This window comes from Serratia sp. BW106 (assembly GCF_002607755.1).
In the GTDB taxonomy this organism is placed as follows: Bacteria; Pseudomonadota; Gammaproteobacteria; order Enterobacterales; family Enterobacteriaceae; genus Serratia; species Serratia proteamaculans.
The window spans coordinates 70,414-83,740 of the sequence record NZ_MCGS01000007.1 but is presented as its reverse complement, the minus strand read 5'-3'; the positions used below and the strand labels follow the sequence as shown (position 1 = coordinate 83,740).

At 54.5% G+C, this 13,327-nt stretch carries 13 protein-coding genes; 8 read left to right on the top strand and 5 right to left on the bottom strand.

Annotation, left to right across the window (positions count from 1 at the left end; genetic code table 11):
- Nucleotides 1-44 precede the first annotated feature (44 nt).
- From fabV to BEI65_RS05035, 3 genes are all read left to right on the top strand, one after another.
- On the top strand, nt 45-1,244 hold the full coding sequence (gene fabV, locus BEI65_RS05045) for an enoyl-ACP reductase FabV (protein ID WP_085116277.1): 1,200 nt from the start codon (nt 45-47) through the stop codon (nt 1,242-1,244).
- Between the two features lie 426 nt (nt 1,245-1,670).
- The gene (locus tag BEI65_RS05040; protein WP_198404401.1) at nt 1,671-2,000 is read left to right on the top strand and encodes a hypothetical protein; all 330 of its coding nucleotides are present in this window, start codon (nt 1,671-1,673) and stop codon (nt 1,998-2,000) included.
- 17 nt (nt 2,001-2,017) lie between these two features.
- Entirely contained in the window at nt 2,018-2,371 is a 354-nt protein-coding gene (locus tag BEI65_RS05035; RefSeq protein ID WP_099062393.1) for a hypothetical protein, read from the top strand.
- Here the strand turns inward: BEI65_RS05035 and BEI65_RS05030 are convergent.
- Entirely contained in the window at nt 2,368-3,276 is a 909-nt protein-coding gene (locus tag BEI65_RS05030; RefSeq protein WP_099062542.1) for a LysR family transcriptional regulator, read from the bottom strand. The genes BEI65_RS05035 and BEI65_RS05030 overlap by 4 nt on opposite strands.
- Before the next feature lie 131 nt (nt 3,277-3,407).
- On the opposite strand from BEI65_RS05030, the gene pcaD reads away from it, so the two are divergent.
- Entirely contained in the window at nt 3,408-4,205 is a 798-nt protein-coding gene (gene pcaD, locus BEI65_RS05025) for a 3-oxoadipate enol-lactonase (RefSeq protein ID WP_099062392.1), read from the top strand.
- Between the two features lie 38 nt (nt 4,206-4,243).
- Here pcaD and BEI65_RS05020 read toward each other — a convergent pair whose 3' ends face one another.
- Nucleotides 4,244-5,176, bottom strand: coding sequence for a LysR family transcriptional regulator (locus tag BEI65_RS05020; RefSeq protein WP_099062391.1), 933 nt, complete (start codon nt 5,174-5,176; stop codon nt 4,244-4,246).
- A 117-nt stretch (nt 5,177-5,293) separates the two neighbouring features.
- Here BEI65_RS05020 and BEI65_RS05015 point away from each other — a divergent pair, with 117 nt between their 5' ends.
- Entirely contained in the window at nt 5,294-6,391 is a 1,098-nt protein-coding gene (locus tag BEI65_RS05015) for an NAD(P)-dependent alcohol dehydrogenase (protein ID WP_099062390.1), read from the top strand.
- Between the two features lie 20 nt (nt 6,392-6,411).
- A complete protein-coding gene (locus BEI65_RS05010) occupies nt 6,412-6,960 on the top strand; it encodes a nuclear transport factor 2 family protein (RefSeq protein WP_099062389.1) in 549 nt (182 codons plus the stop codon).
- Between the two features lie 38 nt (nt 6,961-6,998).
- Here the strand turns inward: BEI65_RS05010 and dcuR are convergent, their stop codons facing one another.
- From dcuR to BEI65_RS04995, 3 genes are all read right to left on the bottom strand, one after another.
- Entirely contained in the window at nt 6,999-7,712 is a 714-nt protein-coding gene (gene dcuR, locus BEI65_RS05005; RefSeq protein ID WP_099062388.1) for a two-component system response regulator DcuR, read from the bottom strand.
- A gap of 3 nt (nt 7,713-7,715) precedes the next feature.
- Nucleotides 7,716-9,317, bottom strand: coding sequence for a sensor histidine kinase (locus BEI65_RS05000; protein WP_099062387.1), 1,602 nt, complete (start codon nt 9,315-9,317; stop codon nt 7,716-7,718).
- Between the two features lie 123 nt (nt 9,318-9,440).
- Nucleotides 9,441-10,283, bottom strand: coding sequence for a class I fructose-bisphosphate aldolase (locus BEI65_RS04995; RefSeq protein ID WP_099062386.1), 843 nt, complete (start codon nt 10,281-10,283; stop codon nt 9,441-9,443).
- A 535-nt stretch (nt 10,284-10,818) separates the two neighbouring features.
- On the opposite strand from BEI65_RS04995, the gene BEI65_RS04990 reads away from it, so the two are divergent.
- Entirely contained in the window at nt 10,819-11,748 is a 930-nt protein-coding gene (locus BEI65_RS04990) for a sugar ABC transporter substrate-binding protein (protein ID WP_085116285.1), read from the top strand.
- A gap of 77 nt (nt 11,749-11,825) precedes the next feature.
- On the top strand, nt 11,826-13,310 hold the full coding sequence (locus BEI65_RS04985) for a sugar ABC transporter ATP-binding protein (protein WP_099062385.1): 1,485 nt from the start codon (nt 11,826-11,828) through the stop codon (nt 13,308-13,310).
- Nucleotides 13,311-13,327: the final 17 nt, after the last annotated feature.

Below are 13,327 nucleotides of genomic sequence, written 5' to 3'. Positions count from 1 at the left end.
AGGTATATTGTCCTTCGGTTTTTAGCTACCAAGAAAAAATTACTATGATTATCAAACCTAAAATTCGTGGTTTTATCTGCACTACCGCTCACCCGGCAGGCTGTGAAGCCAATGTCCGTGAGCAAATTGCCTACGTTAAATCACGTGGCGAACTGAAAAACGGCCCGAAAAAAGTGCTGGTGATCGGTGCTTCCACCGGTTATGGCCTGGCATCACGCGTCAATGCTGCATTCGGCAGCGGTGCGGCCACCATCGGCGTATTTTTTGAAAAGCCGGGCAGCGAAGCCAAAACCGGTTCTGCCGGCTGGTACAACTCTGCTGGTTTTGACAAGGCAGCTAAAGAAGAAGGCCTGTACGCGAAAAGCGTTAACGGCGATGCATTCTCTAATGAATGCCGCCAAACGGTTATCGACCTGATCAAACAGGACCTGGGCCAGATCGACATGGTGGTTTACTCACTGGCTTCGCCGGTACGTAAAATGCCGGAAACCGGTGAAGTGGTGCGCTCTGCGCTGAAACCTATCGGCGAACCGTACAAATCCGTGGCACTCGATACCAATAAAGACGTGCTGGTTGAAGCCGTGGTTGAGCCGGCCAACGAGCAAGAAATTGCCGACACTGTCAAAGTGATGGGCGGCCAGGACTGGCAGCTGTGGATGGATGCACTGGAAGAAGCCGGCGTGCTGGCAGATAACGTGCAGGCAGTAGCTTACTCCTATATCGGTACCGACCTGACCTGGCCAATTTACTGGCACGGTACGTTGGGCAAAGCAAAAGAAGATCTGGATCGTGCGGCGCTGGCCATCGATCAGAAACTGAAAGCCAAAGGCGGCGCGGCTTACGTTGCCGTGCTGAAGTCGGTGGTGACTCAGGCTTCTTCTGCTATCCCGGTAATGCCGTTGTATATCTCTATCGTCTTCAAAATCATGAAGGCGCAGGGGATCCACGAAGGCTGCATCGAGCAAATCCAGCGTCTGTTCGCCACCAAGCTGTACAGTGGTACCGCACCGGATACCGATGAGAAGCACCGCCTGCGTCTGGACGACTGGGAACTGCGCGACGACGTGCAGAACACCTGCCGTGAAATCTGGGCACAGATCGACGACAGCAACATCAATGAGTTGACCGATTACCAGGGCTATAAGGCCGAGTTCCTGCGCCTGTTCGGTTTTGGTCTGCAAGGTGTTGATTACGAAGCCGACCTCAGCGGCGAAGTCAAGTTTGATGTGGTTGAGTTAGTCTAAACCCATCGAGCATTGAGAGAAGGTCGGGAGCTATCCCGGCCTTTTTTAGTTCTGCATCCTGTTTATCTTAAGTTAAATTATTTCCCCCCTTATTGAAATATAATGCAGCCTGTCTCGACGTTATCCGCGACTGAATACGAGTTAATAAACTAAAAAAAGTATTTTTTTATTTACTGGCAGTCATGATTAAGTCTATTTTAAAAGCGAATATACAACGGCGAAACAATAGGCTAATCAAGGGTGTTAGATCGTTAACTGACTAAATATATTATCCCCACCCATTATTAGCCTCAGTATTTTCTATTTAATTTGCGTTTAGTTTTCATCAATTAATCTGTCCGCTATTTGAGCGCCATTGATTAATCATCAAGGAAACTCTCGTTAATATAATGAGAGTGAGCCGCCGTATGGGCTTTAATGGAGTTTATGCTTTTGAAATTGTCTTCTGTAATGACGACAGCGCTAACTTTGCTGGCGTCTTCCTGTTGCTGTGCGTTTGTCGACAAGCATCCAACTCCTGCCCCCGTGGGGGAGGAGAACCCCGCCGTTGATTATCGGCAGCGGTTAAATGGCGTGTTGCAACATCTCTGGTATGTAGAGCAAATACGCTCGGAACAGGCGCAGCTCGCCGCTTTACGCGCTCAGCGCAAAGCACTGGAGTCCGCTATTCGCCAGCGGCAATGCGAGGTGGCCACAGCGTCATCGTCTGTCGATCAACGGGTAGCGGGTACGCCATTGGATCCTCGGGTTAACTGAATTTTGGGAGTATATCGATGAAAAGGATCTTTCTCGCCTGCGTGGCGCAGTGCTATTGCTTCAGCGCTCTGGCATCGGTGGATTTTCAGTACCACGCAGAACCTCCACTGGATAATAAAGTCGCTGACAGCTATCAGCAAAAACGCAGTGGGCTAAAACATAAGATATGGAGCGCAGAAGCTTTGGCGCAGGCCAATGATGAGGCAATAGCGCAGGAACAACAGCGTGCCGCCACCGACCTGGCAAACCGAAAACGCCATAACACCCAGTATAGTGAATACCGCTGCGGGAAAAACAAGCAACAGCATGGCAAGCCTTGTTACCCTTCGGGTGGGGCGATGGATTTCCCCACTTTTAAGCACCGTCACTAAATACCTTGCAGTAAAACCGGCATCTGCGCCAACAGCGCGTCGATTGCCGCCCGGGTCTTGGCCGGCAGATAGCGGGTGTGCGGCCAAACCGCATGGATCTCACTGGGTATCAGTTTAATGTGACCGAGTATCGGTACCAGTGCACCGTTGCGCAGATAGTGCGTTAACAGCCAATTAGGCAGCCAAACCAGGCCTGCACCGGCAACGGCGGCATCTGCCAGCGAATGCAGATCATCGACCCGCAGGCGGATATCGATGTTCAGATCACCGAAGTCGGGATCCGCCAGCAACTGACGCCAACCGATATCTTCGCCGGAACGGTGGTAAGCCACGCCACTGTGGCCATCAAGCGCTGCGATGTCTTCCGGGGTGCCGCGTGCGGCCAGGTAAGCCGGTGCGGCGCAAAGTGCAAGATATTGCTCTCCTAACCGGCGAGCGATAAGGCTCGCACTGTCTGCCAGCGGGCCAATACGTACCGCCAAATCGAAACCATCCTCAACCAAATCCGCGACCCGATCGTTAAGCCTGATGTCGATCCTCAGTTCAGGGTAGCTGTCGAGCAATCTCATCAGGATCGGCGTGATGCAGTGGCGGCCCAGCAGTTTTGGTGCGCTGACGCGTAAACACCCCTGCGGCTCCCGTCGTCCACTGTCGAGTTCGGCATCGGCGGCATCCAGTTCGCTTAATGCACGCAGACAGCGGTCGTAGTAAGCCTGGCCCTCAAGCGTCAGGTTCAGACCACGGGGATTACGATGAAATAACAATACCCCGAGACGTTGCTCCAGCCGGGCAATGCTTTTACCCACAGCCGAGCGGGTGAGGTGCAGGCGTTCAGCGGCCAGGGCAAAATTGCCTGCCTCAACCACCCGCACAAAGGTGGTAATGCCGGTGAGGCGATCGTTGATAGTCAAAATGGGTTCCTGTCAGGCTACACAGCCGGTCATTTAAGGCGCTCGTCAGCTTTTTTTAATCCTATTAGCATAGTGGATATCGGGCGCAGGGAATTATCCCGCGTTCAAGAGCCGTGGGAGAGAGTATGAGCAGCGTATCTTTTATTACCACCGGGGATGGTTGCAAGATCGCCTACCGGTTTGATGGCAACACCGATAAGCCGGTATTGGTTTTATCCAATTCGATCGGCACCGCGTTGGCGATGTGGGATGACCAAATCACGGCGTTATCATCGCACTTTACCGTCTTGCGTTATGACAGTCGGGGGCACGGGGCCTCGGATGCTCCTTCGGGAGCCTATTCGATCGCGCGGTTAGGGCGCGACGTACTTGAGTTGCTGGATGTGTTGCAACTCGGCAGGGTGTACTTTTGCGGCTTGTCATTAGGGGGCATGGTCGGGCAGTGGCTTGGCGTACACGCCCCTGAGAGGATAGAAAAGTTGATCCTGGCCAATACCTCTTCTTATTTGGGGCCGACGGAGCAATGGGACAAGAGAATTGCCGAACTGCAACCACCGGTTGATATTCAGGCCGTTGCCGAGGGGTTTCTTGCTAACTGGTTTTCAGCGGATTACCGGCAACAGCACCCGGCGACGGTGGCCAGGTTCCGCGCAATGCTCCTGGCCACGCCGGCGCAAGGGCTGGCCGGATGTTTTGCCGCCGTGCGTGATTTGGATATGCGTCGAACCGTGGCATTGATTACCTCGCCCACGCTAGTCATCGCCGGGCGTGACGATACGGTGACGGCGTTGTCACATGGTGAGCTGCTGGCCCGCACCCTGCCAGGAGCAGAGCTACAGGTGTTGCCGGTGGTGCATCTGTCTAATGTGGAACGCCCGGATGATTTCGTGACCGCGTTACGTACTTTTCTGTTGGGAAATTGAGTCTAAAAAACCCATTGCCGGGGGCGATAGGTTTGTTGCTATTTAACCGCCCCTTTCTGCAACAGCGGCGGTACGTTCAGCGCCAGGAAATCCACCAGTGCGCGTACCGAAGGCAGCATGCCGCGACGGGTCGGGAAGACCGCGTGCATAATCAGCGGAGCGCAAGCCCATTGTGGCAATACGCGCACCAACTCACCCTGCATCAGCGCCTGATGACAGGTGATATCCGGCAACAGCGCGATACCCAGGTGCTGAGAAAGCGCATTGCGGACGATCCCCCATTCGCTGCACATCAGCCGCGGGCGCACGCGCACCGCCCGTTTTTCCCCCTCGGGGCCTTCCAGATCCCAGGTTTGTTGTTCGCCAACGTCGACCAGGGTCAACAAATCATGGCTGCTCAATTGCTGCGGATCGGTTAAAGGGGGACGTTGCGCGAGATACTGCGGCGAAGCGACCAGGATACGCACGCTTTGGCCCAATTCACGGGCTATCATGCCTTCACTCATGTCTTTACGCTGGCGCAGACGCAGTGCCACATCAATCTTGTCGGTCACCGGGTCAAACCGGTTATCGTTCGCCAGCAGTTGCACCTGAATACCGGGATTTGCCGCCATAAAGGCCGGCAGGCAGGGTGAAAGCAGCACATCGGCGGCCACCTTGGGGCAGCTGACGCGCACCAGCCCGGAGGGTTCAGCCCGGCTTTGGTCGATCAGTTCCTGGGCAATCTCGGCCTCGTTGATCGCTATCTGTGCATGACGCAACAGCAGTGAGCCGGTCTCCGTCAGCTTGACCCGACGGGTGGTGCGCTGAAACAGCAACACCCCAAGACGATTCTCCAACGCCAGCACGCGGGCGCTCAGTTTGGATTTTGGGATATCCAGCGCCCGGCTGGCGGCGGAAAACCCACCGTACTGGGCGACCTGGGCAAAATAGTAGAGGTCGTTCAGGTCTTTCAATATGCCTTTCTGCATCCTTATTGTCCTTAATTTGAGAACAGTGAATCAGAGTATGGCATCTTTTTGCGCCCAATAACGCATCTTATACTGCCCCACATCGAAGCAATAGCATCAGTCTCAGTGGGAGAGTATATGGAAATTACAGCAGCAGTCAGTGAGGGTGCAGTAGGGGGATTTTCCCTTAAGCAGTTACAGCTTGGCGAGCCCCGCGCCGATGAGGTCCTGGTAAAACTGGTGGCTACCGGTCTGTGCCATACCGATATCGCAGCCCACAAAGGTATTATCCCTATGCCGGCACCGGTGGTACTTGGCCACGAAGGTGCCGGGGTGGTGGTGCGGGTGGGGGCCGGGGTCAGTAAGGTAGCGCCTGGCGATCATGTGGTGTTGTCGTTGGCCTCTTGTGGCTCCTGTGACAAGTGCAGCATTGGCATGCCGACCTATTGCCGCCAGCATGTGCCACTGAACTGGCTGGCCCAGCGTGCTGACGGCTCGGTCAGCCTGAGTGATGAGCATGGCGATGTGCACAGCCATTTCTTCGGTCAGTCCTCTTTTGCGCAATACGCGGTGGTCAATGCCAGCAGTATCGTGCCGATCGATAAAACCATCCCACTGGAGTACCTGGGGCCGTTGGCCTGCGGGCTGATGACCGGTGCGGGTGCCGTGATTAACACTTTGCAAGCACTGGCGGGCTCCACGCTGGTGGTGTTTGGTCTGGGCGCTGTGGGCCTGGCGGCGGTGATGGCGGCCCGGGTGGTGGGTTGCGGTCAGATTGTGGCGGTGGATATCAAGGATAACCGTCTGGCGCTGGCCAAAGAGCTGGGTGCCACCACGGTGATCAACTCGAAAACGACGGACGTTGCTGAAGTGATTAACCAACTGACCGGTGGGCACGGTGCGGATTATAGCGTCGAAGCCGCCGGGCATGCGGGTGTGATGGCTGATGCGGTACGGGTGCTGGCGGAAAATGGCAAATGTGTGCTGACCGGCGTGGTGCCGCAGGGCGAGTCCTTGCCGCTCGACATCATGCATCTGATCCGCGGGCGGGCAGTGCAGGGTTCCATTATGGGCGATGCGGCGCCGGCGGTGTTTATTCCCATGATGGCACAGTTGTTCCAACAGGGGCGCTTCCCGATCGATCGCCTGATCCGTTTTTATGCCATGAATGACATTAACCAGGCGATGGCGGATTCACAATCCGGTGAAACCATTAAAGCCGTAATACGTATGTAATCCCTCACAAGGTAAATAACATGAAAAAACTCTTTTCAGCGGCCCTGCTGGGGCTGATGGGTGCGGCTGCGTCCGTGCAGGCCAACGACCATATTATCGAAAAACAGGGGCTGTATTATCTGCAGCCGGGCTACGACGTTAACGACGTTGCCGAGTTTTACTGGCGCAGCCTGAACGGCTGGTCGGAGAAACCGGCCAACGTCGCCAAATATTTTACCCCGCAGGGGGTGTTTGAACTGCCTTATGCGCCAGTGGAGGACTTTAGCTTTTTCGCCACGGCTTCCAAGGGGCGTGAAAACATGACCCGTTACTTTACCGGTATGAGCGAATACCTTGGCGATCTGAAATATGCCGACTGGAAAGGCTGGAGAAAAGTGGTGACGGCGGAGCCCGGCGTGTTTGTGTTTGAATACACCAGCAGCGGTAAAATCAAACAAAGCGGTGGCGATTATAATCAGCAGTTTATTGCCATCGTGACTATCAACGATGGGCAGATTGCCAGCGCCCGCGAATATTGGAACCCGTATGTGGCGCTGCGTGATTTTGGTCTGATCCGTAAAACACAATAACGGCCCGTTGATCCCCCGGCATGTTCCGGGGGCATCGGTTAGCGGCAATACTCTTTCAACAGGGCAATGGCATCGGGTTTTAACTGATAAAGATAGACCGGCCTGCCGGTGGTACCGTACAGAATGCGGGTGCCGAGAATGCCGCTCTCCGCCAAGTAAATCAGGTATTTGCGGCAGGAAACGCGTGAAATTCCGATGGCATTGGCCAGATTATCGGTCGAAAATTCCCCGTCGTGCTGTTGCTCAATCCATTCACACACCGTACTTAGCGTGATGCTGGTGAGCCCCTTCGGCAGTTTTTTCCCTTCGCTGCTGCTGGGTTGACGACGTAACAGGCTATCGACATCGCTCTGCGAGAATTCGCGCTGCGCCAGGATCTGCGATTGCTGCTGGTAGTTGCTCAACGCCTCTTTGAAACGTCCGAACTGGAAAGGTTTGATCAGGTAATCCACCACGCCGTAGTGCAAAGCCCGTTGCACTGTATCCACGTCGCTGGCGGAAGAAATGATGATGACGTCGGTTTTTTCACCCAGCTCTCGCAGGCCGGGCAGCAAGTCCAGCCCGTTTTCCTGCTGCATATAAATATCCAACAACACCAGATCAATACTGACTTCGGCGTCGGCCAGCAGCGCGCGCGCCTGCGCCAGGGTGGCAACCGTCGCCTGACAGTGAAAACCGCTCACCTGACTCAGGTAGTATTTGTTTAACTCCGCCACCATCGGGTCGTCGTCGATAATCAATACGTTAATCATGGTTCAGCCCTTGGCCTGATAGGGAATATGGACAAAGAACTGGGTCAGCTCACCCGGTTCGGATTCAAAATCAATGCTGCCGCCCAGCTTCTCCAGGCTGCTGCGGATCAGCGCCAGGCCGATACCGCGCCCCGGTCCCTTGGTGGAAACGCCCTGTTCAAAAATACGAGCGCCGAGAGCCGGATCAATACCGGGGCCGTCGTCGCTGACTATACAGTGTAAGTGATTCTCATTGTGATGAAAGCTCAGGTTGATCTCGTGTCCCTCAACGCCATCGATAGCGTCAATGGCATTGTCAATCAAATTGCCCAGCACGCTGATCAGCACGTGAGTGGTTTCCGCATCGTCGGTCTCCGGCAGCAGGCTGGCTTCATCAATGGTCAGCTCAATACCGGCTTCATGGGCGCGGCTGATTTTGCCGATAAAGAAGCCCGCGACCTCCGGTGACTGGATTTTTCGCAGCAGTGCGCCGATCTCTTCCTGATAGGTGCTGGCGGTGTTGATGATGTAGTTTTCCAGCTGCTGATAAGCCTTCATGTGCAGCATGCCGAGGATCACATGCAGCTTGTTCATAAACTCATGCGACTGGACGCGCAACGCATCAGCATAGTGCGCCATGCCGCTCAGGCGCTGCACCAACTGGCTGATCTCGGTTTTATCGCGGAAGGTGGCGATAGCACCAATCACCTGGCCTTTGACGATCACCGGCACGGTATTGGTCAGCAGTTCACTGCCGTTAAAGCTGATCTGCTGGTCACGCAGCGGTTTACCGCTGGCCAGCACCTCCGCCAGATGCAGTTGGGCCGGCCAATATTTGCTGGCAGACTCCAGCAGCAGATTTTCGAACGGCCCGCTCTGGCGCAGCAGACGTTTGGCTTCGTCGTTAACAATGGTAATACGTGACTGGTTATCGACCGCGATGACGCCTTCTTTAATCGATTGCAGCATGGCGTTGCGCTGTTCAAACAGGTTGGAGATTTCGTAGGGTTCAAAGCCGAGCATGATGCGCTTCAGCGCCTTCACCAGGAAGAAGATACCGAGTGTGCCGACCAGTGCGGCAAAGGCGAGGGTCCAGTAGATGATCCAGCGGCTTTCGTCCACCACCCGGTGGACGGTATCGAGCGCAATACCGAGTGCTACCACGCCAATCTGCCGCCGTTCGCTGTCGTAGACCGGGGCAAATACCCGTAGTGACGGCGCCAGCGCACCGCGATTGATGGCGCTGTTGGTTTCACCGTGCAGTGCCGGTTCCAAATCTTCACCGATAAAATGCTGGCCGATCAGCCAGGGTTTGGGATGTGAGTAGCGGATGCCTTTCATGTCCACCACTACCACAAACAGTAATTCGTTTTGGTGGCGCACCTGCTCGGCGAAACGCTGGACCGCACCGCTGTGATCCTCCCGCAGCAGGCCGTCAACCACGTTGCTGGAGAGTGCCAGCGTTTCGGCAATCGCCATCGCCTTCTGGCGTTGCTGGTCCTGCCCTTGGTGACTCATCTGCACAAAAAACAGCGCATATACCACCAGCAACACCGAAGCGACGATGGCAGACACCATCAACGTGAGGGTAGTGCTGAGCTTCAGCGGTATCCGTTGTTTTGGCATGGCGGTTCTCCGAATGGGCCTGTCAGGATAATAGCGGGGAATGGAACGCAGGGCAGCGACCGGCAGCAGGTTATAACATGCTGCCGCCGGGGGAAGGATTATTTTAGTTACAAAAGCGAGCGTTCAGGGCTGATGGTAGATTTCCAGCGCCTGCTGGCCGCTGGCACCTTGATGGATGATCGCCATCAGCGCGCTAACCACTTTCGAGGGGTTGCTGTGTTGATACACGTTGCGGCCATACACCATGCCGGATGCTCCCTGAGCCATCAGGGCGGCGGATTTTTCCAACACCGCGCCCAGTTCGCCTTTACCGCCGCCGCGTACCAGCGTTGGGCAACGCGCCGCTTCAACGATGCGGTGGAAGTCTTCCACCCGTTCAGTCGGATCGGCCTTGATGATGTCGGCGCCAAGTTCACGTGCCAGGCGTACCAATGGCACCATTTTTTCTACGTCGCCCAGCGAACCGTAGGCCGCGCCCTGACCGGCCGGCGCCATCACCAGCGGTTCAATCATTAGCGGCATGGCATAGCGATCGCAGGCATGGCGCAGGCGGCCGATATTCTCGACACACTGGCGGAAAATACCCGGTTCATCGGGGATCAGATACAGATTAACCACCACTGCGGCCGCATCCATCTGCAGCGCCGCGAGGATCGGTGCCTCCGGGTTATGCAACACCGCCCACATTTCACGGTGGCGCGCGGCGTTATAGGCATTACCGACGTCGGTACGCATCACCAGTGCCGGCTTATCGCGTTGCGTTGCGCGTTGCAGCAAATCCGCCTGACCGTAGTTGACCTGAATGGCGTCGGGCCGGGCGACGATCAGGCTGTCTATCACGCGTTCGATGTCCTCCAGGCCGATTAAAAAGTCCGGTTCATTGGCAATGCCATGATCAATCGCCACGTCGAGGCATTTGCCGTTATTAAACAGCCGGTTCATCCGTACCTTACTGCTGAGCTGCATGTCAGATCCTCCTGAAAATACATGTTCATTCAGTATTGTCGAGTAACGCAGGGGATGAAACCGCGGATCCGCAAACTGCGTGCTCGCTCGCACATTTACTGAGAATTCGCAGTGCCATTTTTCATCACCGCAGGGCGTTGCCGGCAGTTGAACGCACTTAAGTCACGAACGCGCTGGTGACTTTTGCGCCATTTGTTAGATCCGTGTCATGTTTTTGTTACTTGCCCATTCCAAAACGCATGTTTCGCTTGTTTGAGTTAAAAAGTTTCAATAATCTCAATTATGAAATAAACATTTGATAATGACTGGGTGGCTTAAATTTCCTGAGAGAGTGTTTATTTTAAAGTGTTGTTTTTAATCTATTTTGAGACATTGATCAAAGTTTTACCCACCATCTGAATACGGTAAAAAAGCGATAAATCTGCCGTATCAAAGGGATAACACCGACCGGATTGTTGTTTGAATGTAAAAAATATTTTTCATTAGCTGTCAAATCAACAGGCCTCTTCACTCTAACAATTAAAGGGTACAGAACATGAAGCTGAAGAAACTGATCGTCACCTCGGTATTGATGTGCATGTTGCCGGCCAGCGTGTTGGCAAAAGACATCAAAATCGGCGTTTCAATGGCTGCTTTCGATGACAATTTCCTCACCATCCTGCGCCAGTCAATGCAGAGCAAAATGAAACAGGACGGCAACGTCAGTGGTCAATTTGAAGATGCAAAAGGGGATATCGCCCAGCAGATCCAACAGGTTGAGAACTTTGTCAGCCAGGGCGTAGACGCCATCATCCTCAACCCGGTCGATACCCAGGGCGTGAAGCCGATGATCAAACTGGCGGAAAACGCCAAGATCCCGCTGGTGTTCGTCAACCGCCGCCCGGAAATCAAGCTGCCTGCGGGCATGGCCTATGTCGGTTCGGACTCCAAACTGGCCGGCAAGCTGCAGATGGAAGAGTTGGCCAAGCTGATGAACGGCAAAGGCAACGTGATGATCCTGATGGGTGAATTGTCCAATGAAGCGACCCGCGACCGCACACGCGGCGTGGAAGAGGTGGCGGCCAAGTATCCGGGCATCAAAATCCTCGACAAACAAACCGCCAAGTGGGGCCGTAAAGAAGCCGTCGACATTACCACCGACTGGGCGCTGACCGGTCAGCAGATTGATGCCATCGCCTCCAACAACGACGAGATGGCGATTGGTGCCATTCTGGCGCTGAAGCAGGCGAAGAAAAGTGGCGTACTGGTGGCCGGCGTTGATGGCACCCCGGATGCACTGGAATACATCAAGAAGGGCGATCTGGCATTGAGCGTGTTCCAGGATGCCAAAGGGCAGGGCGAAGGTGCGGTGCAAACCGCCATTCAACTGGTAAAAGGCGAGAAGGTGGAAAGCAACGTCCTGATCCCGTATCAGCTGATCACCAAGGCCAACTATCAAGAATTTGCCGACAAGAACAGAAAATAAGCGTTCAGGCAGCGCAGTTATATCCCTGCCGCCTTGACCCGGCAGGGATGCATTGACGAACGGCGGAGGTTATCAGTATGTATCCCTATGTTCTTGAGGCTGAAGGCATCAGTAAGCAGTTTCCCGGCGTGAAAGCGCTGGATAAAGTCTCAATTAAAATCAAACCAGGTAGCGTACACGCGTTAATGGGAGAAAACGGCGCGGGCAAATCCACGCTGATGAAATGTTTAATCGGTATTTATCACCCCGATGAAGGCACCATTAAAATAAAAGGCCAACCGGTGACCTTCAGTGACACGCTGCAGGCGCTGCATTCGGGTATTTCCATGATTCACCAGGAACTCAACCTGGTGCCTTATATGACGGTGGCGGAAAACATCTGGCTGGGTCGTGAACCGGCAAAGCTGGGCTTTGTTAATCATGACCAACTGAACAAGCAAACCCGCGAACTGCTGGTGCGACTGAACATTAAACTCAAACCTGAGACGTTGGTCGGTGAACTGAGCATTGCCAACCAGCAAATGGTGGAGATTGCCAAGGCGGTTTCCTACAACGCGGACGTGCTGATCATGGACGAACCGACCTCGGCACTGACCGAGGGCGAAGTGGTGCATTTGTTCGCCATCATTCGCGAACTGCGTGATCAGGGAAAAGGCATTATTTATATCAGCCACAAGATGGACGAAATTTTCGCCATCACCGATGAGGTGAGCATCTTCCGCGACGGCACCTTTATCGCCTGTGATAAAACCGAGAACCTGACCAAACAGTCGCTGATCACCATGATGGTGGGGCGCGAACTGACCCAGATGTTCCCCAAATTCAACAACAATATTGGCGAGGAAGTGTTGCGCGTCGAAGGGCTACGGCGTGCCGATTGGTTTCACGATATCTCGTTCAGTGTCAAGCGCGGCGAGATCCTCGGCGTCGCCGGGCTGGTGGGAGCCGGTCGCAGCGAAGTGATGGAAAGTTTGTTCGGCATGCACCCGGCGGACGGCGGCCATATCTTTATCGAGGGCAAGGCGGCCAAGGTGGATTCCCCCTCCAGGGCGATTGAACTCGGGCTGGCATTCCTTACCGAAGACCGCAAAAAATCCGGACTGTTCCTGGTGTTGTCGGTGGTCGAGAACATGAGCATCGTCAACCTGTCGGAGTACATCGGCAAGAATGGCTTTGTCAGCCACGTGCAAATGGCCAAGGACTGCATGGAGCAGATCAAAAAGCTCAACATCAAAACCCCGACCATGGATCAAATCATCAATAACCTGAGCGGCGGTAATCAGCAGAAGGTCCTTATTGCCCGCTGGCTGCTGGCCCAGCCGAAAATACTGATCCTCGATGAACCAACACGCGGTATTGACGTGGGAGCGAAGGCGGAAATCTATCGCCTGATCAGCGAACTGGCGAACCGTGGTGTCGCCATTATTTTGGTGTCATCGGAATTACCGGAAATCCTCGGCATGAGTGACCGGGTGATGGTGATGCACGGCGGCCGTATTACCGGCATTTTGGATAAAGAAGAAGCGGATCAGGAAACCATCCTGGCGCTGGCCTCTGAATAACGCAAAGGTGAATTCCC